14 protein-coding genes are annotated in these 22,895 nt (G+C 70.3%); 8 read left to right on the top strand and 6 right to left on the bottom strand.

Annotated elements, in window-relative coordinates:
* Positions 1 to 228: 228 nt before the first annotated feature.
* From ABZ371_RS11120 to ABZ371_RS11105, 4 genes are all read left to right on the top strand, one after another.
* The gene (locus ABZ371_RS11120) at positions 229 to 1,017 is read left to right on the top strand and encodes an ATP-binding cassette domain-containing protein (RefSeq protein WP_358676693.1); all 789 of its coding nucleotides are present in this window, start codon (positions 229 to 231) and stop codon (positions 1,015 to 1,017) included.
* The gene (locus ABZ371_RS11115) at positions 1,014 to 2,291 is read left to right on the top strand and encodes a sugar ABC transporter permease (protein WP_358676690.1); all 1,278 of its coding nucleotides are present in this window, start codon (positions 1,014 to 1,016) and stop codon (positions 2,289 to 2,291) included. Before ABZ371_RS11120 ends, ABZ371_RS11115 begins: the two co-directional genes overlap by 4 nt.
* A 172-nt stretch (positions 2,292 to 2,463) precedes the next feature.
* The gene (dxs, locus tag ABZ371_RS11110; protein ID WP_358676687.1) at positions 2,464 to 4,377 is read left to right on the top strand and encodes a 1-deoxy-D-xylulose-5-phosphate synthase; all 1,914 of its coding nucleotides are present in this window, start codon (positions 2,464 to 2,466) and stop codon (positions 4,375 to 4,377) included.
* Between the two features lie 147 nt (positions 4,378 to 4,524).
* A complete protein-coding gene (locus ABZ371_RS11105) occupies positions 4,525 to 6,027 on the top strand; it encodes an amino acid permease (protein WP_358676684.1) in 1,503 nt (500 codons plus the stop codon).
* A 4-nt stretch (positions 6,028 to 6,031) separates the two neighbouring features.
* Here ABZ371_RS11105 and ABZ371_RS11100 read toward each other — a convergent pair whose 3' ends face one another.
* Together ABZ371_RS11100 and ABZ371_RS11095 are read right to left on the bottom strand one after the other, a co-directional pair.
* Positions 6,032 to 6,442 (bottom strand): NTP pyrophosphohydrolase, encoded by a 411-nt coding sequence (locus tag ABZ371_RS11100; RefSeq protein WP_358676681.1) that lies wholly within the window; start codon positions 6,440 to 6,442, stop codon positions 6,032 to 6,034.
* Between the two features lie 21 nt (positions 6,443 to 6,463).
* Positions 6,464 to 7,564 carry an LCP family protein gene (locus tag ABZ371_RS11095; RefSeq protein WP_358676678.1) on the bottom strand — a complete coding sequence of 367 codons (1,101 nt, stop codon included), beginning with the start codon at positions 7,562 to 7,564 and terminating at the stop codon, positions 6,464 to 6,466.
* A 294-nt stretch (positions 7,565 to 7,858) separates the two neighbouring features.
* On the opposite strand from ABZ371_RS11095, the gene ABZ371_RS11090 reads away from it, so the two are divergent.
* From ABZ371_RS11090 to ABZ371_RS11075, 4 genes are all read left to right on the top strand, one after another.
* Positions 7,859 to 8,944, top strand: a complete 1,086-nt coding sequence (locus tag ABZ371_RS11090) for a hypothetical protein (protein ID WP_358676675.1) — start codon at positions 7,859 to 7,861, stop codon at positions 8,942 to 8,944.
* 341 nt (positions 8,945 to 9,285) lie between these two features.
* Positions 9,286 to 13,221 carry a bifunctional glycosyltransferase family 2 protein/CDP-glycerol:glycerophosphate glycerophosphotransferase gene (locus ABZ371_RS11085; RefSeq protein WP_358676672.1) on the top strand — a complete coding sequence of 1,312 codons (3,936 nt, stop codon included), beginning with the start codon at positions 9,286 to 9,288 and terminating at the stop codon, positions 13,219 to 13,221.
* Positions 13,222 to 13,307: 86 nt separating this feature from the next.
* On the top strand, positions 13,308 to 15,308 hold the full coding sequence (locus ABZ371_RS11080) for a glycosyltransferase family 4 protein (protein ID WP_358676669.1): 2,001 nt from the start codon (positions 13,308 to 13,310) through the stop codon (positions 15,306 to 15,308).
* 101 nt (positions 15,309 to 15,409) lie between these two features.
* On the top strand, positions 15,410 to 16,948 hold the full coding sequence (locus tag ABZ371_RS11075) for a hypothetical protein (protein ID WP_358676666.1): 1,539 nt from the start codon (positions 15,410 to 15,412) through the stop codon (positions 16,946 to 16,948).
* A gap of 9 nt (positions 16,949 to 16,957) precedes the next feature.
* Here ABZ371_RS11075 and ABZ371_RS11070 read toward each other — a convergent pair whose 3' ends face one another.
* From ABZ371_RS11070 to ABZ371_RS11055, 4 genes are all read right to left on the bottom strand, one after another.
* Positions 16,958 to 17,857, bottom strand: a complete 900-nt coding sequence (locus tag ABZ371_RS11070) for an endonuclease/exonuclease/phosphatase family protein (protein ID WP_358676663.1) — start codon at positions 17,855 to 17,857, stop codon at positions 16,958 to 16,960.
* Between the two features lie 87 nt (positions 17,858 to 17,944).
* On the bottom strand, positions 17,945 to 20,077 hold the full coding sequence (locus ABZ371_RS11065) for a 3-hydroxyacyl-CoA dehydrogenase NAD-binding domain-containing protein (protein WP_358676660.1): 2,133 nt from the start codon (positions 20,075 to 20,077) through the stop codon (positions 17,945 to 17,947).
* A complete protein-coding gene (locus ABZ371_RS11060) occupies positions 20,074 to 21,303 on the bottom strand; it encodes an acetyl-CoA C-acyltransferase (RefSeq protein ID WP_358676657.1) in 1,230 nt (409 codons plus the stop codon). The genes ABZ371_RS11065 and ABZ371_RS11060 overlap by 4 nt, the downstream gene beginning before the upstream one ends.
* Positions 21,304 to 21,669: 366 nt before the next feature.
* On the bottom strand, positions 21,670 to 22,895 hold a 1,226-nt coding region (locus ABZ371_RS11055; protein WP_358676654.1), incomplete at its 5' end, for an HRDC domain-containing protein.

Genomic DNA, 22,895 nt, shown 5'->3' with positions numbered 1-22,895 from the left:
GCGCCCCCCCGCACCGCCGCGGGCCTGACCTACGCCCCCGGCCGCCCGCCCCCCCTCCCGGGCGGCCCGCACGCCCCCCACGCCTGTCCGGCGCCCCGCCCACCAACTGTCCCGCTACCGGGCGGGGCGCCGGACGGAACGCTTCGGGACTCTTCCTCAATTCTTCTGCTCAACCCACCGCGCCTTCCCCCAGGCGCGGCATCCCCGCCGGGTCAGGCGGCGAAGGAGATGGTTCACGTGTCCGCTACGCCCGTGTTGGCGTTGCGAGGGGTCTCCAAGCGATTCGGTGCCGTCCAGGCGCTCACCGACGTAGAGCTTGAGGTCCACGCCGGCGAGGTGGTCGCCCTGGTGGGTGACAACGGCGCCGGTAAATCAACGCTGGTCAAGACGATCGCCGGGGTGCACCCCATCGATGACGGTGTCATCGAGTGGCAAGGCCGGCCGGTACAGATCAACAAGCCGCACGACGCCCAGAACCTCGGGATCGCGACCGTCTACCAGGACCTCGCGCTCTGCGACAACATCGACGTCGTCGGCAACCTCTACCTCGGCCGGGAGATCCGCAAGTTCGGCATCCTCGACGAGGTCGAGATGGAGCGCCGCTCCCGCGAGCTCCTCAGCACGCTGTCGATCCGGATTCCGAGCGTCCGCATCCCGATCGCGTCGCTCTCCGGCGGTCAGCGCCAGACGGTCGCGATCGCCCGCTCGATGCTGGGCGAGCCCCAGCTCGTCATCCTCGACGAGCCCACCGCCGCCCTCGGCGTCGAGCAGACCGCGCAGGTCCTCGACCTCGTCGAGCGGCTGCGCGAGCGGGGCCACGCGGTCATCCTCATCAGCCACAACATGGCCGATGTGAAGGCCGTCGCCGACAAGGTCGCCGTGCTCCGGCTGGGCCGGAACAACGGGGTCTTCGACGTGAAGACCACCTCGCAGGAAGAGATCATCTCCGCAATCACGGGCGCCACGGAGAACGCCGTGACCCGTCGTGCGGCGCGCAACGCGGAGGCCCAGAAGTGACAACCGACAAGACGTCCACCGTAGTGGTCAACCCGGAGGCGGCCAAGGGCGCCGACACCGCGGTCGACCCCCGCCTCCTCGTGCGCGAGCAGGGCCTCGGTGGCTACCTCACCGAGTTCAAGCGCAAGATGCGCGGCGGTGACCTCGGCTCGATCCCCGTGGTCATCGGCCTGATCATCATCTGCGTCGTCTTCCAGAGCCTGAACTCCGAGTTCCTCTCGGCGAAGAACGTCAGCGACATCGCCGTGACGATGGTCGCCACCGGCATGATGGCCGTCGGCATCATCTTCGTGCTGCTCCTCGGCGAGATCGACCTCTCGGTCGGCTCCGTCAGCGGTGTCTCCGGTGCCGTGGTCGCGGTGCTCAGCGTCACGCACGGCATGAACGAGTGGCTCGCCGTCCTCATCGCGATCGTCAGCGGCGCGGTCATCGGCGCGATCCACGGCTTCTTCTTCGCACGGATAGGCGCCCCCGCCTTCGCCGTCACCCTGGCCGGTCTGCTGTTCTGGCTGGGCTTCATGCTCCAGCTGCTCGGCGACACCGGCACCATCAACCTGGACAGCGACGGCGTCGTCGGCAAGCTGACCACGTACTACTTCTCGGACGTCGCCGCCGCCTACGGCCTCGCCGCCGTCGCGGTGATCGGCTACTTCCTCTCCGCGTTCCTGGACACCAGGCGCCGTGAGGCCGCGAACATCCCGTCGCGTCCGCTCGTCGACATCGTGGTCCGCACCGTCGTCCTCGCCGTGTTCTCCTTCGGCGCGGCGTTCATGTTCAACCAGTACCGCGGTCTCCCGCTGGCCCTGGTGCTCTTCCTCGTCGTCCTGGTCGGCACGGACTTCGTCCTGCGCCGCACCTCCTACGGCCGGAAGATCTTCGCGCTCGGCGGCAGCGTCGAGGCGTCCCGCCGGGCCGGCATCAACGTCACCGCCATCCGGATCTCCGTCTTCGCCATCGCCGGCACGTTCGCGGCGATCGGCGGCCTGTTCTGGGCCTCCAAGATCGCGGCGGCCAACCAGGGCTCCGGCGGCGGCGACCTCCTGATGAACGTCATCGCCGCGGCCGTCATCGGCGGCACCAGCCTCTTCGGCGGCCGGGGCCGCACCTGGAACGCGCTGCTCGGTGTCATGGTGATCGTCTCGATCCAGTACGGCCTGGCGCTCGAGGGCATCGCCACACCGATCAACTACATGATCACCGGTGCTGTTCTTCTCATCACGGTCGTCATCGACTCCATCACCCGCAAGACGCAGAAGACCGCGGGCCGCGCCTGACCGCCGCACCTGCGCACATGTGCCCGGCATCGTCCGCGATGCCGGGCACGTGCGCGTCCGGCCGCCCCCGGACGGCGTGGCGGAAAGAGCCGCCGGATGACCGGCGGCGTCCGGGGAACATTAGACTCATCGGATCGGCACGCTCGACCAGCTCAAACGCAAGGAGGCACGGGTGGACCTGCTGACCCGCATCGGGGGACCGCGCGACCTGGACCGGCTCAGCCTCGAGCAGCTGGACCAGCTCGCCGAGGAGATCCGCACCTTCCTCGTCGACGCGGTGTCCAAGACCGGCGGCCACCTCGGCCCCAACCTGGGCGTGGTCGAGCTGACCATCGCCCTGCACCGGGTGTTCGAGTCCCCGCAGGACAAGGTCCTCTTCGACACCGGCCACCAGAGCTACGTGCACAAGCTGCTCACCGGCCGGCAGGACTTCTCGAAGCTCAAGAGCAAGGGCGGGCTCTCCGGATACCCCTCCCGCGCCGAGTCCCCGCACGACGTCATCGAGAACTCGCACGCCTCGACGGTCCTCGGCTGGGCCGACGGCCTCGCCAAGGCCAACGAGATCCTGGCGAAGGACGACCACGTCGTCGCGGTCATCGGTGACGGCGCCCTGACCGGCGGCATGGCCTGGGAGGCGCTGAACAACATCGCCGCCGCCAAGGACCGGCCCCTCGTCATCGTCGTCAACGACAACGAGCGCTCGTACGCGCCCACCATCGGCGGCCTCGCCAACCACCTCGCCACCCTGCGCACCACCGACGGCTACGAGCGGTTCCTGGCCCGCGGCAAGGACCTCCTGGAGCGCACGCCCGTCGTCGGCAGGCCGCTCTACGAGACCCTGCACGGCGCCAAGAAGGGCCTCAAGGACTTCATCGCCCCGCAGGGCATGTTCGAGGACCTCGGCCTCAAGTACGTCGGCCCGATCGACGGCCACGACATCGAGGCACTGGAATCGGCGCTCCAGAGGGCCAAGCGCTTCGGCGGCCCCGTCATCGTCCACTGCATCACGGAGAAGGGCCGCGGCTACACCCCGGCCCTCCAGGACGAGGCGGACCGCTTCCACGCCGTCGGCAAGATCCACCCCGACACCGGCCTGCCCACCTCCACCTCCGGACTCGACTGGACCTCCGTCTTCGGCGAGGAGATGGTCAAGCTCGGCCACGAGCGCGAGGACATCGTCGCCATCACGGCCGCCATGCTCCAGCCGGTCGGCCTCGGCAAGTTCGAGGATGCCTTCCCGGACCGGATCTACGACGTCGGGATCGCCGAACAGCACGGCGCGGTCTCCGCGGCGGGTCTGGCCACCGGCGGGCTCCACCCCGTCTTCGCGGTCTACGCCACCTTCCTCAACCGCGCCTTCGACCAGGTCCTCATGGACGTCGCCCTGCACAAGTGCGGCGTGACCTTCGTCCTGGACCGGGCCGGGGTCACCGGCACGGACGGCGCCTCGCACAACGGCATGTGGGACATGTCGATCCTCCAGTGCGTCCCCACCCTGCGCATCGCCGCCCCGCGCGACGCCGACCAGGTCCGCGCCCAGCTCCGCGAGGCAGTCGACGTCGACGACGCCCCGACCGTCGTCCGCTTCTCCAAGGGCGCCGTCGGCCCGGCGGTCAAGGCCGTCGGCACGGCGGGCGGCATGGACATCCTGCGCACGGCGCGCACGGACGGGCCCGACGTCCTCCTGGTCTCCGTCGGGGCGCTCGCCCCGATGTGCCTGGAGATCGCCGGCCTGCTGGACGCCCAGGGCATCTCCACCACCGTGGTCGACCCCCGCTGGGTCAAGCCCGTCGACGAGGCCCTCGCCCCCCTCGCCGCCCGGCACCGGGTCGTCGTGACCGTCGAGGACAACAGCAGGGCGGGCGGCGTCGGCTCCGCCATCGCCCAGGCCCTGCGTGACGCCGACGTGGACGTACCCCTGCGCGACTTCGGCATCCCGCCGGTCTTCCTCGACCACGCCTCCCGCAAGGAGGTCATGGCGGAGATCGGGCTGACCGCCCCGGACATCGCCCGCCAGGTGACGGGCCTCGTCGCCAAGCTCGACGGGCGGTACGAGAGCCGGGCCGTGGAGCCCGTCCGCGACTGATCCGTCCGCGCTCCCCGTTGGGCCGGCCGCCCACCCTGTACGGGTGGTCGGACCGGCCCATTCGCGTGAAATCGGGCCGGGCCGGGGCTGCCCGGGGCGCCCGGGTCCGAATCATGGCGTGCACGACGAGTGCGTGGAGGTACGCCGGTGAGCACGCAGCATGACACGCCCCCCAGCGGGAAGGGGCTGTTCCGGACCAAGACGGTCGAACAGTCCATCCGCGATACCGAAGAGCCGGAACACGCCCTGAAGAAGTCGCTGTCCGCGCTGGACCTCACGGTCTTCGGGGTCGGCGTCATCATCGGCACCGGCATCTTCGTCCTCACGGGAAAGGTCGCCAAGGAGACGGCGGGCCCGGCCACCGCGCTGGCCTTCGTCGCGGCCGGTGTCGTCTGCGCCCTGGCCGCCCTCTGCTACGCCGAGTTCGCCTCGACCGTCCCGGTGGCCGGATCGGCGTACACCTTCTCCTACGCGTCCCTCGGGGAGCTCGTCGCCTGGATCATCGGCTGGGACCTGGTGCTGGAGTTCGCGCTGGGCACCGCGGTCGTGGCCGTCGGCTGGTCCGGATACGTCCGCTCGCTCCTGGACAACATCGGATGGACGATGCCCGAGGCGCTCTCCGGCCCCGACGTGGCGAGCGGGTTCGGTTTCGACATCCTCGCGTTCGCCCTGGTGCTGATCCTGACCGTCATCCTCGTCCTCGGGATGAAGCTGTCCGCCCGGGTGACCACGGTCGTCGTCGCCATCAAGCTGGTGGTCGTCGCCATCGTGATCATCGCCGGGCTCTTCTTCATCGACGCGGCCAACTACTCGCCCTTCATCCCCGAGGCCGAGAAACAGACCGGCGGCGCGGGCCTGGACGCACCGCTGGTCCAGCTGATCTTCGGATACGAGCCGACGAACTTCGGCGTCATGGGCATCTTCACCGCCGCGTCCATCGTCTTCTTCGCCTTCATCGGCTTCGACGTCGTGGCCACCGCGGCCGAGGAGACGAAGCTCCCGCAGCGGGACATGCCGCGCGGCATCCTCGCCTCACTCGTGATCTGCACGCTGCTCTACGTCGCCGTGTCGATCGTCGTGACCGGCATGCAGAACTACTCCGAACTCTCCGTCAGCGCCCCGCTCGCCGACGCGTTCAAAGCCGTGGGGCACCCCTTCTACGCCGGCGTCATCAGCTTCGGCGCCGCGGTCGGGCTCACCACCGTCTGCATGATCCTGCTGCTCGGCCAGACCCGCGTGTTCTTCGCGATGAGCCGCGACGGGCTGCTCCCGCGCTTCTTCTCCGTCACGCACCCGCGCTTCGGCACCCCGTACCGGCCGACGATCCTCCTCGGAGTGGTCATCGCGATCGTGGCCGGCTTCACGAGCATCAACGAGCTGGCGACCCTGGTGAACATCGGCACGCTCTTCGCGTTCGTGGTCGTCGCCCTCGGCGTCATCGTCCTGCGCCGGACCCGCCCCGAGCTCCACCGTGCCTTCCGCACCCCGTGGGTCCCGCTGCTCCCGATCGTGTCGGTGGCCGCCTCGGTCTGGCTGATGCTGAACCTGCCGGCGGAGACGTGGTTGCGGTTCGGGATCTGGATGGTGATCGGCGTGGTCATCTACTTCCTCTACGGGCGCCGCAACAGCCGTATGGCGAAGGCGTCCTGACCCGTCACGTCACGTCCCGGGGGCGGGGCGGCAGCGGACGTACCGTGCGAGGGCCCGCGCACCGGGCCCCGTACGCCTCGACCCGCCGCCGCAGCCCCCGGTCGGCCGTGACGACGAGGCAGTCCCGGCCCGCTCCGCTCCCGGCGGCCACCAGCTCGACGACGAGGTCGTCGCCCTCACCCGGGGCGGCCTCCACCCGCACCCCCGGGACGGAGCCGGCCCCCGCGGCCGCGCCCTCGACGACGAGCACGATCTCCAGCGGTCCGGGGAGCCCGGGGAGGCCGGCCGAGGCGAAGGGGACCAGCGAGTCCCGCAGCCTCTCGGCCGCTCCCCGCCGGTCCCGCCACCAGCCGTCCGGCACCGACCCGACGACGTTCGCCGCGTCCACCACGACCAGGCCCTGTTCGTTCGTCACCCCCGCAGGGTGACACAGGGATCAGCCGCCGGTGGCGGGGGACTTCTTCGCCGACTCCGGGATCGTGCCGTCCGTCCGGATCGCCTTCCACAGCGCGCCGGCCTGGGGGTCGGCGGCCACCACGCGGTTCGGGTCGATCGTGTCGTACGCCACCGGAAGCATGATCGTCTCCATGGTGGAGGGATCGACGCCGTTCATCGAGCGGGCGAACTCGCTGAGCGAGGTGAGGGACGCGAGCCCCTCGTCGGTGGTGAGCGACTTGGTGGCGGAGTTCGCGATCTTGTACGTGGTCGTGGGACTGCCCAGCAGGTCCTGGGACTTGACCTCCTTCAGCAACGCCAGCAGGAACTGCTGCTGCAGCCCGATGCGGCCCAGGTCGCTGCCGTCGCCGACGCCGTGCCGGGTGCGCACGTAGGCGAGGGACTCGGTGCCGTTCAGCTTGTGCTCACCCGCCGTCAGGTCGAGCCCGGACGCCTTGTCGTGGATGGGCTCCTCGACGTCGACGGTCACTCCGCCTATGGCGTCGACCAGGTCCTTGAACCCGGCGAAGTTGATCTCCAGGTAGTGGTCGATCCGGACCCCGGACATCTTCTCCACGGTCTTGACCACGCAGGCGGGGCCGGCGAGCGAGTAGACGGCGTTGAACATCTCCCGCTTCTTCTCGGGCAGCTCCGTGCCGTCGGCCTTCGTGCACACCGGCCGGGTCACCAGGGTGTCGCGCGGGATGGACACGGCGACGGCCTCGGACCGGCCCTCGGGTATGTGCACCACCATCGTGGTGTCGGACCGCGCCCCGCCGACGTCGGCGCCCCCGCCCAGCTCCTTGTTCTCCGCTCCCGCACGCGAGTCGGAGCCGAGCACGAGCAGGTTCTGGCCGGTGGTGGGCAGCTTCTCCGGGCGGTCCTCACCGAGCGCCTTGTCGATGTCGACGCCCTTGATGTTGCCGTCGAGGTCCTGGTACATCCAGTACGCGGTGCCGCCGCCCGCGAGCAGCAGCACGAGCAGGACCCCGAGCGTGATCTTGAGGCCGCGGCGGCGCTTGGGCTTGTTCCTGCGGCCCCGCGCGGAGGATCCACTCCGGCGTGAGGCGCGCCCGCCCGGAGGCATGACGTCGTTGCTCATCCTGTTCGAGTCCCTTGTTCTCGCGGCCCGGTAGGGCTGTGGGGCGGGTTGGACTCGGGTGGGGGGAGGAACCGGTCCGACTTCGGTGTGGGTAGCACTATAGACAGTCCGTCGTGCGCCTGTACGAGCGCTGTGGGGCCCGGCTCACGCCACGTCGCGCTTCCACGGGACGAGCCGCGAGCGGTGGGCCGTCGCGCTTCGGCCACTCAAAACTCTCTCATGTGAGGGTCTAGGATGGGCCAGATTCGAAATCATGCGCGATGCGCCGGACGCCTGGAGAGGTGACTGCGGAAAATGCTCGGACAAGGTGCCCGCGCGACCTCGAAGGTCGCTCCCGGCGCAGGAGTGCTGCAGGGCATCTGGCTCACCCGGGGCAGGGAAGGGCGCCTGACGGCGTACGCGTCCGCGGAGGGGGGCCTCCGGCGCTGGACCGAAAGCCGGCCCGGGCGACTCGACTGGGGAGACCCCGAGCTCATACCTGTGCCGGGTCTCACGGATCTGTCCGTCACCCAGGACGACAGCGCGTACGTCCACTTCGTCGGGCGCCGTGAGCGTGGGAACGCCGACCGGCGGGCCGCCGTCGACGTCGTGTACGCCATCCAGTACCAGTCGGGGCGGCCGGTCACCCAGTGGCGTTCGCTGGGCAACCCGCACAAGGACGCCGAGCAGGGGAGCCGGCTCGGCCGGCCCGTGGTCGTGGTGGCGGCTTCGCGCATGGTGCACATCTTCGTCCGCACCGCGGACGGCGGCCTGAGTCTGCGGCGCGAGCAGAGCGACGGCAAGTGGCGCGGCTGGGAGGATCGCAAGGGCGTCGACGGCATCGAGGGCCCCCTCGCGGCCATCGCCCTGTCCTCCGGGCGCATGGAGCTCTTCGCCACCACTACCGAAGGGACGCTGCACTGGTTCCAGCGGGAGCCGGGCGGGGGGCTGGGAGACGGCCGGCCGTCACGTCTGGCGGTCGCGCCGGGCACGCTGGCCGTCCTGGAGACCGGCCCGGACCGGCCCACGTTCTACTGGACCGACCAGGGGGGCCGCGGAGTGGTGGCCTACCGGGCGGGCGGGTGGCCCATGGCTCTCGGCGGCGCCCCGGGCGAAGGCCCCCACGCCGCCGCCCGGGCGTTCCTGGACGGCTACGACTGCACGGTGCTGGCCCACCAGGGAGCCGAGGGAACCGCCGTGGTGGGAGTGTGCGTCACCGAGGACGAGGGCAACGGCATGTGGTGGTCCGACACGGGCGTGCGGTGTGTCGCCGCCCCCGCGCTCGCGCAGGACGCCTTCGGCAGACTCGTCATCGCGCTCGTCGGTGAGGACGGGGCCCCGCGGTTCGCCCAGCAGACCGATGAACCGGGCCTGTCGCTCTCGGAGTGGCGGACCTTTTGACGCCAGGCCGGGCGGAAGGCCGGACCGCCTGCTCCGGAGAGACATCTCCGGCCCGTCGAGAACGATCGATGAGCGGCGGGGATGGTTGTGCGCCGAGCAGTATGACGTGTGTCACGCGTCTCTGTCGAGCATTGAGCGCGATCTTGCACATAATCACCACGTTGACATCCTTTAATGTTCACTTAAGATTTGGCACTGAAGCGACGTTCGAGAGCTGGGCCGCAAGCGCTCGACGGGGGGTGGCCGGTCGCGGGTCGATGACGACTCGAGGCCGGTCGGTGCGCGGAAGTTGTAGTCGGTATGGCGCAGGCTTTCTCCTGCCTCGAACTGGAGTGTGAGCTATGGCCGACAGGCCCCGTCTGAGCGTCATCGTCCCTTTTCAGGACGTTGAGACCTACCTCACGGAGTGCCTGGAGTCCATCGCGCGGCAGACGTTCCGCGACTTCGAAGTGATCATGGTCGACGACGGTTCGACGGACACCTCGACAGCGATCGCCGAGCAGTTCTGTGCCGACGACTCACGCTTCCGGCTGATTCGCCAGGAATCGCACGGTCCGGGTCACGCGCGCAACACGGGTCTCCGTGCCATGCACCCCGAGGGCGAATTCCTGGTGTTCGCCGACGGCGACGACGTCATTCCCGAGTACGCCTACGAGTTGCTGATCCGGACGCTCTCGGAATCCGGATCGGACTTCGTTTCGGGAAACGTCCAGATGATGAACTCCACGAAGAAGTGGCAGTCGCCCCTGCACAAGGGACCGATGCAGCGGGACCGCAAGGGGACCCACATCACCCGCTTCGAGGCGCTGATCTACGACCGCACCGTCTGGAACAAGGTGTTCCGGCGGAGCTTCTGGGACTACCACTTCATCCAGTTCCCCGAAGGCGTCCTCTACGAGGACTCCTGGGTCAACATGTTCGCCCACTTCAAGGCGGCCAAGGTCGACGTCATCAGCGACATCGTCTACTTCTGGCGCAGGCGGGACGGCGGGGCCGCCCCCTCGATCACCCAGCGGCACACCGAACTCAGCAACCTCCAGGACCGCGTCGCGGCGGTGCAGTCCGTGAGCCGCTTCCTCGGCCAGCACCGCTCACGCTCGTTCCGGGACCACAAGCGCAAGTACGATCTCGCCTGCCTGAAGTCGGACCTGATGCTCCACCTCAAGGTGCTCCCCGACGCGGACGAGGAGTACCGGGACGCGTTCATGTACTCGGCCCAGGAGTTCCTGTCCGAGGCGGACGACGACATCATCGAGGAACTCCCCGCCGACGCCCGCGTGAAGTGGCTCCTGGTCCACCAGGGCCGCCTCGACGAGCTCATGGACGTCCTGGAGTTCGAGCGCAAGGGCGGCCCGCTGCCGGTCCGCAGGAGGTTCCGCCGGTACCTGAACTACCCCCACCTGGGGAACCGGGACACCGGCCTCTACAAGCGTGACTACCGGCTCGACAAGGAACTGTCCCCGTTCAGTTCCCTCACCGAGGCGCGGTGGACGGGGGAGTGGCTGACCCTGACAGGTTCGGCCTACGTGCGCTTCATCAACGTGCACAAGCGGCACATGTCCACCAAGATGCTGGCCCTGCGGAACAAGAAGACGGGCGGCACGCTCGTCAACCTGGCGAAGACCACCTTCTACCCGCAGGCCACCGAGTACTCGAACCAGAACCGCTACTGCTACGACTGGGCCGGGTTCGAGAGCCGTTTCGACACCACGCGCCTCAAGAAGAAGGGGGAGTGGGTCGAGGGAACGTGGGACGTCGCGGCCGGGGTCTTCAGCCGTGGGCTCTTCCGCTACAAGAGCATCGGACGCGGAGGGGCGGGTTCGGCCGCCAACCCGCCGGCCCGTTACGTCGACAGGAACACGCGCATCGTGCCGCTGTTCGTCCAGGGCGGCCTGAAGATCCGTGTCGAGCGGGTCCGGTGCCGCATCACCCGCCACCGTGTGACGGGCCAGCACCTCGAACTCGGAGGCGTGTACCTCGGGCCCAAGGTCCCGGAGTGGGGCAAGGTCCGGGTCACGAGCATGAACGGCGCCGGACGGCACGACGCCTGGATGTCCTTCCAGCCCGGTGGCGAGGGGTGGTGCACCTTCGTCGCGCGGATCCCGCTGAGCACCGTGGTGCCGGGCTCGCGCGGGTCCGGCGACGGGTCCGTACCGCAGGCATGGACCATGGGAAGCAACGGCTGGAAGACGACGGTGCACGTGGAGGGCCGCAAGACGCCGCTGTACCCCGTGATGGCCGAGGACACCGACGACGGCCACTACCGGATGCCCGCGGGCCTCCAGACGGAGGAGGGCGACCGGGAGATCGTCGTCCACCGCAACGGATCCGGCTACGTGGTCCTCTTCGAGCGCGCCGCGCTGCCGCTGGTGACCGACCACTGCTGGCGCGAGGACGGTTCGCTCGAACTCGTCGGCCGTTACTCCTGTGCGGATCTGCTGGCACCCGCGGACAGGATCGCGGCCCACGTGGTGGTCAGGTCGCGCGCGCACGGCGCCGAGCGTGCCGTGCCCATCGAGTGGGACGGGCACGTCTTCCGCTGCGTGGTCACGCCCGCGGCGATGAGCACCCTCGCCGGCGCCATCCCGCTCGCCGCCGGACGGTGGGACTTCTTCCTGCGCCGCCAGGACCCGTCCGAGGTGGCACCGGACCAGCGCCTGACCGACCTGATGATGAAGATCCAGCAGAGCCTCATCAGCACCTTCCCGCAGGAGATCGAGGCAGGCGGCCGGGGATACGAGCTCCAGGCCGAGGCGTACGACCGGCTGTCGCTGCTCGTGCGCTCCGCGATGGCCGAGAACGCCCGGGGGCCGTACCGGCAGAAGCTGCTGCGTACCAGGGACTACCCTCAGGCCCGCCGTGAGCCGATCAGGCCGGCCGTCCTCTTCGACGCCTTCAAGGGCACGCAGTTCTCGGACAGCCCACGAGCGGTCCACGAGGAGCTGGTCCGCCGTGGAGCCGCCCTGGAACACCTCTGGGTCGTGCGCGACGACCAGGTCCAGGTACCGCCGACGGCCCGCCCCGTGCGCATGTGGTCGCAGGAGTGGTACGAAGCCCTGGCGACCTCCCGCTACGTCGTGGCCAACAACCACCTCCCCGACTGGTTCGTCAAGCGCCCCGAGCAGGTCGTCGTGCAGACCTGGCACGGCACCCCGCTCAAGAAGATCGGCCACGACATCGAAGCCGTGCACTTCGCCGACCAGCGCTACCTGGAGCGGGTCGCGAAGGAGGTGCAGAACTGGGACATGCTCGTGTCCCCCAACAGCTTCTCCACCCCGATCCTCAAGCGGGCCTTCCAGTTCCCCGGGGAGATGGTCGAGTGCGGCTATCCCCGCAACGACATCCTGCGCCGCCCCGGAATGGAGCGACGTGCCGCCGAGATCAGGCAGCGCATCGGCCTGCCCCCGGGGAAGCGCGTCGTCATGTACGCCCCGACCTGGCGCGACGACCATTTCTACGCGCCCGGGAAGTACAAGTTCGACTTCCGTATCGATCTGGAGGACGCCCGGGCCAGACTCGGCCGGGACCACGTCCTGATGGTGCGCCGGCACCCGAACGTGGTGGACCCCGTCCCCGGAGCCGGCGACGGCTTCGTCTTCGACGTCTCCGACTACCCGGACATGGCGGAGCTGTCCCTGATCACCGACGTGATGATCACCGACTACTCGTCACTGATGTTCGACCACGTCAACACGGGCCGCCCGATCCTGTTCTTCACCTACGACCTGGACCACTACCGCGACACCCTGCGGGGCTTCTACTTCGACTTCGAGAGCAGCGCTCCCGGCCCCCTGCTGTACGAGTCCGAGCAACTCGTCTCGGCGATACGCGACATCGACCGCATCCAGGCGATGTACGCCGACCGCTACCGGTGGTTCCAGGACGAGTTCTGCGACCTCGACGACGGGTACGCCTCGGCGCGACTGGCGGACCGCATCCTGGTGGCCGGCGGAGACCTCGACCCCGGCAGTGCGCAGGCGCCGGCCGTCACGCGGGACGCCGTGCACAACCGCACGCCGATGCGGGCCATGCTGCCGCAGGCGACCTACCAGGAGCCCGTCCACGAGGCATGGTCGCAGGCGACCTACCAGGAGCCCGTCCACGACGTCCGGTCCCAGGCGACCTACCAGGAGCCTGATCACGAGGCCGGGCCGCACCATCAGTCCCTGGCGCGGACGGAGACCCAGCCCCACCCGCAGATCAGGTCCGTGTTCCCGGGCCAGCGAGCCGCACAGGTCCTCACCGACCGCCGTGTCCACGAGGGAGTGATCGTGTGACGCGAAGGCCGCCCCGCGCGGCGCTCCGACGCCCCCGACCCGCCTCCTCAGCGGCAGACGCCGCCTGACCTCGGAGACCGACGACTGTGAAGATCGCCTTTCTGCTCCACGACGCCTACGGGATCGGTGGCACGGTGAGCGCCACCCTCAACCTCGCCGGCGCCCTGGCAAGGCGTCACGAGGTCGAGGTCGTCTCCATCTTCCGCACCCGTGACACTCCGCAGGGCAACGTCGAACCAGGGGTGAGGCTGACTCCTCTGATCGACATACGGGCCGGCAGCGCGGACAAGGACCACCCCCTGTCCCGGCAGCCCTCCGTGGTGAGCCCCCGCAGCCCCTCCTTCTCCCAGTTGTACAACGCGCTCTCGGACCAGCGGATAGGCCAGTACCTGGATCGGACCACCGCGGAGGCGGTCGTGGCCACCCGGCCGGTCCTGCTCATGTACCTGTCGCACTTCGGTGAGCGGGACTACCTGAGGATCGGTCAGGAGCACCTGACGCACGACTCGCAGATCCCCGAGCAGCGGGAGAGGCAGAACCAGATCATCCCGGACATGGACGCCTTCGTGACCGTGTCCCACGCCGACGCGGAGATCTACCGGCAGGTCCTGCCGCACGCCGCTTCCCGCATCCTGTCCATCCCCAACCCGGTGACACCCCCCACCGCGGAGCCCGCCCGGAGCAACCAGCGGATCGTGGTCGCGGCCGGTCGGCTCGTCAAGGTCAAGCGCTACGACGTGCTCATACGCGCCTTCGAGCAGGTCGTGCGCACCCGGCCCGACTGGAGCCTGAGGATCTACGGCTCCGGGAAGGAGGAGGCGTCCCTGCGCGAACTCGTGATGGAACGCGGTCTCTACAACCACGTCCGGCTCATGGGCGCGCACGCGCCCATGGAGGTCGAGTGGGCCAAGGGCGACATCGGGGCCGTCACCTCGGACAACGAGTCGTTCGGCATGACCATCGTCGAGGCCATGCAGGCCGGTCTCCCGGTCGTGGCCACCGACTGCCCCCTGGGGCCCCGGGAGATCATCCAGCACGGGATCGACGGTTATCTGGCGCCTCCCGGTGATCCGGACGCGGTGGCCCAGGCGCTGCTCGCCGTCATGAACGACGACGAACTGCGTCTGCGGATGAGCGAGGCCGCCCGGCAGAACTCGTACCGCTTCGCACCCGAGGTCATCGCCCAGCGCTACGAGGAGCTCTTCGACCGGTTGCTCGTCAGCCGGGTCCGGCAGCACGTGCGGCCCGTCTCCCGGTTGTCGCCGCAGGGGCGCCTCAGCGCCGATCCCAGCGGCCTCTTCCGGCTGTGGCTCAAGGTCACCGGCGAGGTGCCGGCCGGTTACGGGGTGGGCCTCAAGCTGCGTGACAGCCCGGAGCTCCGTACCGTCCCGGTCGTCCCCGGCCCCCTGACCAAGGACCCCAAGGGGAGGCTCTGGGCCGAGGTCATGATCGACCCCCGCCTGCTGCGCCCGCACGAGGGAGTCTGGGACTTCAGGCTGCTCTCCCCGGAGGGGACGGACGAACGGATCGTGGCCGAGGGGGTGGAGACCCAGCACCTCAGCGGCCAGGCCCCCTGGCTCGACCCGCAGGGGGTTTCCTCAGCCATCCCGTACCGCACGATCGACGACTTCATCGCCCTGCGCACGTGGTACCGGGCCGCCCACGCGGAGATCGAGCAGGTGGCGGTCGAGGCCGGAAGCACCCGTGTCCTCGCGCACCTGCTGCTTCCGCAGCCGCCGCCCCCCGGAGCCGTGCCGCAGGCAGTGCTGCGCCACCGGAGCGACGCCACCGTGGAGTTCGCGGTCCCGGTCCAGCCGGCCGGTGGCGGCGGCATCGTGTTCGCCGTCCCGCACCGGGAGTTCCTGGCCCGCCGTATCGGCGCCACGGACCTGTGGGACCTGTGGATCTCGGTCGGGGCGGGGGTCCCGGCGGCGCGGGTCGGGCGCATAGGCGGCGACATCATCCGCCGCAAGCACACCGACCGGTTCCCGTCCTCGGTCGACCGGACGGACCTGGGCGTCGCCCACCGGACCGTCGCCTACATCACCGACGACAACGACCTCTCGTTCTCGGTGAAGCATGCCTGAGTCCTGCCGGAACGCACGCGAGTGCTCGTCGACGCCTGTGCCGCCGGGACCTGGCAGGCGTCGCGTACGACGTCCCGGCCCCAGAGAGGAGTCCCCGCGCCGTGTCCAAAGCCCCAGGCCGTGAAACGCACACCGGTATCGACGTCTCAGGCCCGTATCCCGTCGAATACCGCTTCTCGCACGCCAGAAACGGCAATCAGCACCTCGTGGTGGTGTTCGCCAACTTCTCGGTCCCCGGTGACTACGGATGGTCGAACGGAGTCTTCGACACCCTCCGCTCGAACGTGCTGTGGATCCGCGACCGGTTCCACGGCAAGAACAGCTACTACCTGTGCAAGGGCATGGACTTCGGGCTGGAGCAGTCGGTCGCCGGCCTCATATCGAACGTGCTGGAATCCCTGGGGCTCACGCGTGACCAGTGCACGATGTGGGGCGGCTCCAAGGGCGGCAGCGCCGCTCTCTACTTCGGCCTGAAGTACGGCTTCCGCAACATCGTGGCCATGGTCCCGCAGTTCCGCATCGGTACGTACGTCCTCCAGTACCCCTCCATCGCACAGCACATGATGGGCGAGGTCACGGAGCGCAACACCATGATCATCGATGACGCCATCCCGAGCCTGGTGCGCGCGGGAGCGAACCGGACCGCGAACATCTATCTGCTCTCCTCGCCCCAGGACGAGCAGTACAAGGACCAGGTGGAGCCCTTCCTGGCGCTGTTCGGCGGGTACGAGAACCTCAACTTCATCTTCAGCGACTCCCCCCACATCGTGGACCACGCCCATGTGACGGGACGGAACCTCCCCGTGCTGATGGGGCTCGTCAACTTCCTCATCGACGGCATAGCGCCGAGGTACGGCTTCGTCCGCAGCGGTGGCGAGAGGCCCGACGCCGACCGCTCCTCGATCGACGCGTACCTCAAGGCGACCTCACAGGTGCAGGAGGACTTCGCCGCCCCCCTGATCTTCACCCCTGGTGCCGGACAGACGGTGCGGGGGCAGTCGGTGACGTTCACCGGCTCCGCCCGGGGTGCCGTGCGGCTCAGCATGTGGGAGCACGGCAAGTTCCTCGGAGCGCCCGACGTCGCCCCGGACGGTTCGTGGTCATGGGACCTCGGCCGGCCGTGGAGCCTCGGCAAGCACGCCGTCCGGGTCCTCGGGGTGGACGCGGCCGGCTACCACTCCCAGCGGGCCGAAGCCACCTTCACCGTGACGGCGGCGGACGCGGGTACCGCCGGACACGGTACGGCGGCCGGCCCCACGGGGCAGGGCGCGGAGGTGCGGACGGCCGTGTCCGCGCAGGCGCCGTCCACCGCCGTGCAGGGTGTTCCCGCCCCGGTGATCGCGGTACCCGCACCGGGGCAGCAGGTCCCGGGACCGGTCGTCGCCCTCATGGGATACGCCCGCGGTGCGGTGCGGGTGGAGTTCGTCGAGGACGGCATGAGGCTGGGGATGGCCCAGGTGGCGCCCGACAGCAGCTGGTCGTGGGAGTCGGGGTGGTCCTGGGTGGACGGGGTGCACACCGTGGAGTGCCATGCGGTCGACCCGGTCGGCAACGAGTCCCAGCGGGCCGTCGTCACCTTCGGCGTGGGAAACGCCGAAGCCTCACCGGTGCCGGAGCAGCACCGCGTTCTCGGCTACTGAGCGGTGACGTCAGCCGGCGGCGATCCCCAGGAGCAGCGCACGGTGGTCCGACACCCCGGTCGTACGCAGGGAGCAGCCGGTCCTTGGCAGGGCGGTGAAGAGGTAGTCCACCTTGTCACCGGAGAGCAGGGTCGGCCGGCCCTCCCGTGAGGCGAGGGAGGTCTGGTCGCACTCCCGGTACCGGCCGTAGACGGCGTCGGGCCAGATCCGGCTGCCGCCGCCGCTCGCGGGAGGCGCGCTGTTCAGGTCACCGCCGAACACGGTACGCCCGTCGGCGGCCCCCACCAGCGCCCTCAGCTGGTCGTCACGGAACTCCCAGCCAGGATGCGCGAGATCGCTGCCCGGCAGGCTGAGGTGTGCGTTGCACACCCGGACTTCGGGCGCGGCCACGGCAGCGCAGACCATACCGCGGTGCAGTCCGACGGCCGGCTGCTGTGCGTCCGGTACCGAGACGCGGGTGAGGGGGGAAGCGGCGAGGATCGCGAGGCCTGCCCGTCCCTGGCCGTCCTCCGCGCACGCGACCGCCGTACGGCGACCCGAGGCCTCGCGGTAGGCGTAGGGGCGGAAGACGCTGCGCCATCCCCTCCCCAGCTCCCGCCGCGCGGTCTCCAGGTCTCCGGAGCAGACCTCCTGGAGCATGACCACCCGCGCGTCGTCGACCTCGGCCAGCCGCTTCAGCGCCCGGATCTTCTCGCCCCGGTCCCCCGTGTCCTGGCAGTTCCACTGCCGGACGCCGCACATGTTCCAGGTGGCGATCCGGAGCCACCCGGTCTCCCCGAGCGGTCCCGCGCCGCGCGACGGAGCGGAAGGCCCCAGCAGGGCCAGGGCACAGACCGTGCCCAGCAACCACCCCAGCCGGCGCGCCACCGCCGGGCCCCTGACCGCCGTCCCGGCGCCGTGCCCCGTCATCCGGTGTCCCTGCCCCGTCCTCGGCCCCGCATACGGACGGGCCGCACGGAGATGATCCCGTACGGCCCGTCCTCCGCGTCATTCACGTCACGCGGGAACGCTCGCCACGCCCTGCTCCAGGAACCGCTTGCCGTTGACGCGCTCGGAGACGCCCTCGCGGTCCAGGTACGGCGTGATACCGCCCAGGTGGAAGGGCCAGCCCGCGCCGGTGATCAGGCAGAGGTCGATGTCCTGGGCCTCGGCGACGACGCCCTCGTCCAGCATCAGGCCGATCTCCTGCGCCACCGCGTCGAGGACGCGGTCGCGGACCTGGTCCTCCGTCAGGACGGTGTCGCCCTGCTCGAGGAGGGCCGCGACCTCCGGGTCCAGCTCCGGCTTGCCGGAGTCGTAGACGTAGAAGCCGCGCTTGCCCGCCTTGACCACGGCCGCGAGGTTACCCGAGACCGTGAAGCGCTCCGGGAAGGCGCGGTGCAGGGTCTCCGAGACGTGCAGGCCGATGGCCGGGCCGACCAGTTCCAGCAGCACCAGCGGGGACATCGGCAGGCCGAGGGGCTCGATGGCCTTCTCGGCCGTCTCGACCGGGGTGCCCTCGTCGATGATGTTCTGGATCTCGCCCATGAAGCGGGTGAGGATGCGGTTGACGACGAACGCCGGGGCGTCCTTCACCAGCACCGCGGTCTTCTTCAGCTTGCGGGCGACGCCGAAGGCCGTGGCCAGCGAGGCGTCGTCGGTCCGCTCGCCGCGGACGATCTCCAGGAGCGGGAGGACCGCGACCGGGTTGAAGAAGTGGAAGCCGACGACCCGCTCGGGGTTCTTCAGCTTCGACGCCATCTCGGTGACCGAGAGGGAGGAGGTGTTGGTGGCGAGGATCGCGTGCGCCGGGGCGACCGCCTCGACCTCCGCGAACACCTGCTGCTTGACGCCGATCTCCTCGAAGACGGCCTCGATGATGAAGTCGGCGTCGGAGAAGCCCTCCGCCTTGTCCAGCACACCGGACACCAGGGCCTTGAGGCGGTTGGCCTTGTCCTGGTTGATACGGCCCTTGCCGAGCAGCTTCTCGATCTCGGCCCGGACGTAGCCCACGCCCTTGTCGACACGCTCCTGGTCGATGTCCGTGAGGACGACCGGGACCTCCAGGCGGCGGAGGAAGAGCAGGGCGAGCTGGCTCGCCATCAGGCCCGCGCCGACCACGCCGACCTTGGTGACCGGACGCGCCAGGGACTTGTCCGGGGCACCGGCCGGGCGCTTGGCGCGCTTCTGGACCAGGTTGAAGGAGTAGATCCCGGAACGCAGTTCGCCACCCATGATCAGGTCGGCGAGTGCCTGGTCCTCGGCGTCGAAGCCGGCGCTCAGGTCGCCGTCCTTGGCCGCGGCGATGATCTCCAGCGCGCGGTAGGCGGCCGGGGCCGCCCCGTGCACCTTGGCGTCGGCGATGGCCCTGCCGCGGGCGACGGCCTGGTCCCAGGCGTCACCGCGGTCGACCTCGGGACGCTCGACGGCGATCTCGCCCTTGAGGACGGACGCGGTCCACAGGAGCGACTGCTCCAGGAAGTCGGCCCCCTCGAAGATCGCGTCGGCGATCCCGAGCTCGAAGACCTGCGCGCCCTTGAGCTGCCGGTTCTGGTTGAGCGAGTTCTCGATGATCACCGAGACGGCGCGGTCGGCGCCGATCAGGTTGGGGAGCAGCGCGCAGCCTCCCCAGCCCGGGACCAGGCCGAGGAACACCTCGGGCAGCGAGAAGGCCGGCAGCGCCTGGGACACGGTGCGGTACGAGCAGTGCAGCCCGATCTCGACCCCGCCGCCCATGGCCGCGCCGTTGTAGTACGCGAAGGTGGGGACGGCCAGGCCGGAGAGGCGGCGGAAGACGTCGTGGCCGCCCTTGCCGATGGCCAGCGCGTCCCTGTGGTCCTTGAGGAGCTCGACACCCTTGAGGTCGGCGCCGACCGCGAAGATGAACGGCTTGCCGGTGACGCCGACGCCGACGATCGTGCCCTCGGCGGCCTCCTTCTCGACCTGGTCGACGGCGGCGTTCAGGTTCGCCAGCGACTGCGGGCCGATGGTCGTCGGCTTGGTGTGGTCGAAGCCGTTGTCCAGCGTGATGAGCGCGAAGCGTCCCGCGCCGCCGGGCAGGTCGAGGTGGCGTACGTGGGCCTGGGTGACGACCTCGCCGGGGAACAGCTCGGCCGCGCCCTTCAGAAGCTCGGTGGTGGTGCTGCTCACTTGCTGCCTCCGGCTGCGTTCTCGAAGTGCGGGTTCTCCCAGACGACCGTGGCGCCCATGCCGAAGCCGACGCACATCGTCGTCAGGCCGTAGCGGACCTCCGGCTGCTCCTCGAACTGGCGGGCCAGCTGGGTCATCAGTCGGACGCCGGAGGAGGCGAGCGGGTGGCCGTAGGCGATCGCGCCGCCGTACTGGTTCACGCGCGCGTCGTCGTCGGCGATGCCGTAGTGCTCCAGGAAGGCCAGCACCTGGACGGCGAAGGCCTCGTTGATCTCGAAGAGGCCGATGTCGTCGATGGAGAGGCCGGCCTTGGCCAGCGCCTTCTCCGTCGCCGGGATCGGGCCGTAGCCCATGACCTCCGGCTCGACGCCCGCGAAGGCGTACGACACGAGGCGCATCCGGACCGGGAGGCCCAGCTCGCGGGCGGTGTCCTCGGACGCGAGGAGCGAGGCGGTGGCGCCGTCGTTGAGCCCGGCGGCGTTACCGGCCGTCACGCGGCCGTGGGCGCGGAACGGGGTCTTCAGACCGGCCAGCGACTCCAGCGTGGTGCCCGGGCGCATCGGCTCGTCGGCGGTGACCAGGCCCCAGCCGGTCTCCCCCGCCTCGGCGTTGGTGCGGCGCACGGAGACCGGCACCAGGTCCTGCTGGATCTTGCCGCCGGCGTACGCCTTGGCGGCCTTCTCCTGCGAGCGGACCGCGTACTCGTCGGCACGCCGCTTGGTGATCGTGGGGTAGCGGTCGTGCAGGTTCTCCGCGGTCATGCCCATGAAGAGGGCGGACTCGTCGACCAGCTTCTCCGACACGAAGCGCGGGTTCGGGTCCACGCCCTCGCCCATCGGGTGGCGGCCCATGTGCTCGACACCGCCGGCGATGACGACGTCGTACGCACCGAAGGCGATGGAACCGGCCGTCGAGGTGACGGCGGTCAGGGCGCCCGCGCACATGCGGTCGATGGAGTAGCCGGGCACCGACTGCGGCAGACCGGCCAGGATCCCGGCCGTGCGTCCGAGGGTGAGGCCCTGGTCGCCGATCTGCGTGGTCGCGGCGATGGCGACCTCGTCGATCTTCGCGGGGTCCAGGTCCGGGTTGCGGCGCAGCAGCTCCCGGATGGCCTTCACGACGAGATCGTCGGCGCGGGTCTCGTGGTAGATGCCCTTCGGGCCCGCTTTGCCGAACGGGGTGCGGACGCCGTCGACGAAGACGACGTCCCGGATGGTACGAGGCACGGTGGCTCTCCTCCAGGGTGCGGGATGGCACTGCTGCGGACCACGCCGGTGAGCGCGCCGCGCCCCTCATGCTACTTGCGGGTAACCAGACTGCCCACCCCCCACGGCGGGAGCGGTGAAGGTCACACGCTCCGGGCCGCCTGACGGGGGGCGCGGGGGCGCGGGAACTGGCGTGATTTCGATCCTCGCCGGTGGACGCGGCAGTCGCACGGTCCGGGCGGGCGGGTCCTGGCGGGCGGACTCGGCCCCGGGGCCCCGCCGGACGTCCGGGGCCCCGGGGCCGAGCCCGGCCCCCTGGAGACACCTGCGCCCCGGCCGGATCGGCCGGGGCGTGCGATGGTGCGCGTGGGTACGCCCGCGGCGCGGTCAGGCGTGGGCGGCCAGGGCGTGCAGGAGCAGCGGGGCGACCTGTTCGATCTGCCAGCGGCGGGCGCCGTGGGCGGCGAGGGCATCCTCCACGGCGTCCGGGGTCAGGAGCTTGGGCGGCTCCCAGCAGACCCGGCGCACCGTGTCGGGGGTGATCAGGTTCTCCTGCGGCAGGTGCAGCCGCTCGGCCAGCTCCGAGACCGCCGAGCGTGCCGCCGACAGGCGGGCGGCGGCGGCCGGGTCCTTGTCCGCCCAGGCGCGCGGCGGCGGCGGGCCCGCCGGCTGCTGTCCGGGCTGCGGGAGCTCGGCCTCGGGCAGGGCCTTCGCCCGGTCGACGGCCGCCTGCCACTGCTCCAGCTGACGGCGCCCCATGCGGTGGCCGAAGCCGGGCAGCGCGGTCAGCGCCTGTACGTTCGCCGGCAGCGCCAGGGCCGCCTCGATGATCGCGGCGTCGCCGAGGACCTTGCCGGGCGAGACGTCACGGCGCTGTGCGACCTGGTCACGGGCCGTCCAGAGCTCCCGGACGACGGCGATCTGACGGCGGCGGCGCACCTTGTGCATGCCGGACGTCCTGCGCCAGGGGTCCTTGCGTGGCGGAGCGGGCGGCGCGGAGGCGATGGCGTCGAACTCCTCCAGCGCCCACTCCAGCTTGCCCTGCCGGTCCAGCTCCTTCTCCAGGGCGTCGCGCAGGTCCACGAGCAGCTCGACGTCGAGCGCGGCGTAGCGCAGCCAGGGTTCGGGCAGCGGGCGGGTGGACCAGTCCACCGCGGAGTGGCCCTTCTCCAGCGCGTAACCGAGGACGTTCTCCACGATGGCGCCGAGACCGACCCGCGGGAACCCCGCCAGCCGCCCCGCGAGCTCCGTGTCGAAGAGCGAGGTCGGGGTCATGCCTATGTCGCGCAGGCACGGCAGGTCCTGCGTCGCGGCGTGCAGGATCCACTCGGTGCCGGTCAGGGCCTCGCCCAGACCGGACAGATCCGGGCAGCCGACCGGGTCGATCAGCGCACTGCCCGCACCCTCGCGGCGCAGCTGCACCAGGTAGGCGCGCTGCCCGTAGCGGTAGCCGGAGGCGCGTTCGGCGTCGACGGCGACGGGGCCGGTGCCCGCGGCGAAGGCCGCGATCACCCCGGCCAGGGCGTCGTCGGTCGTCACCACCGGGGGAATGCCCTCGCGCGGCTCGAGCAAGGGGATCGGCGCCGGGGCGACGTCGTCCGGGGGAGCGCCCC

The organism is Streptomyces sp. NPDC005899 (genome assembly GCF_040629645.1).
Classification (GTDB): Bacteria; Actinomycetota; Actinomycetes; order Streptomycetales; family Streptomycetaceae; genus Streptomyces.
This window is presented reverse-complemented; position numbering and strand designations above follow the sequence as displayed.

Excerpts from the sequence above, each read along its gene's own strand:
- ABZ371_RS11120 (WP_358676693.1), top strand. The coding sequence starts at position 229 with ATGGTTCACGTGTCCGCTACGCCCGTGTTGGCGTTGCGAGGGGTCTCC.
- ABZ371_RS11095 (WP_358676678.1), bottom strand. The coding sequence starts at position 7,564 with ATGAGCAACGACGTCATGCCTCCGGGCGGGCGCGCCTCACGCCGGAGT.
- ABZ371_RS11090 (WP_358676675.1), top strand. The coding sequence starts at position 7,859 with ATGCTCGGACAAGGTGCCCGCGCGACCTCGAAGGTCGCTCCCGGCGCA.
- ABZ371_RS11085 (WP_358676672.1), top strand. The coding sequence starts at position 9,286 with ATGGCCGACAGGCCCCGTCTGAGCGTCATCGTCCCTTTTCAGGACGTT.
- ABZ371_RS11070 (WP_358676663.1), bottom strand. The coding sequence starts at position 17,857 with ATGACGGGGCACGGCGCCGGGACGGCGGTCAGGGGCCCGGCGGTGGCG.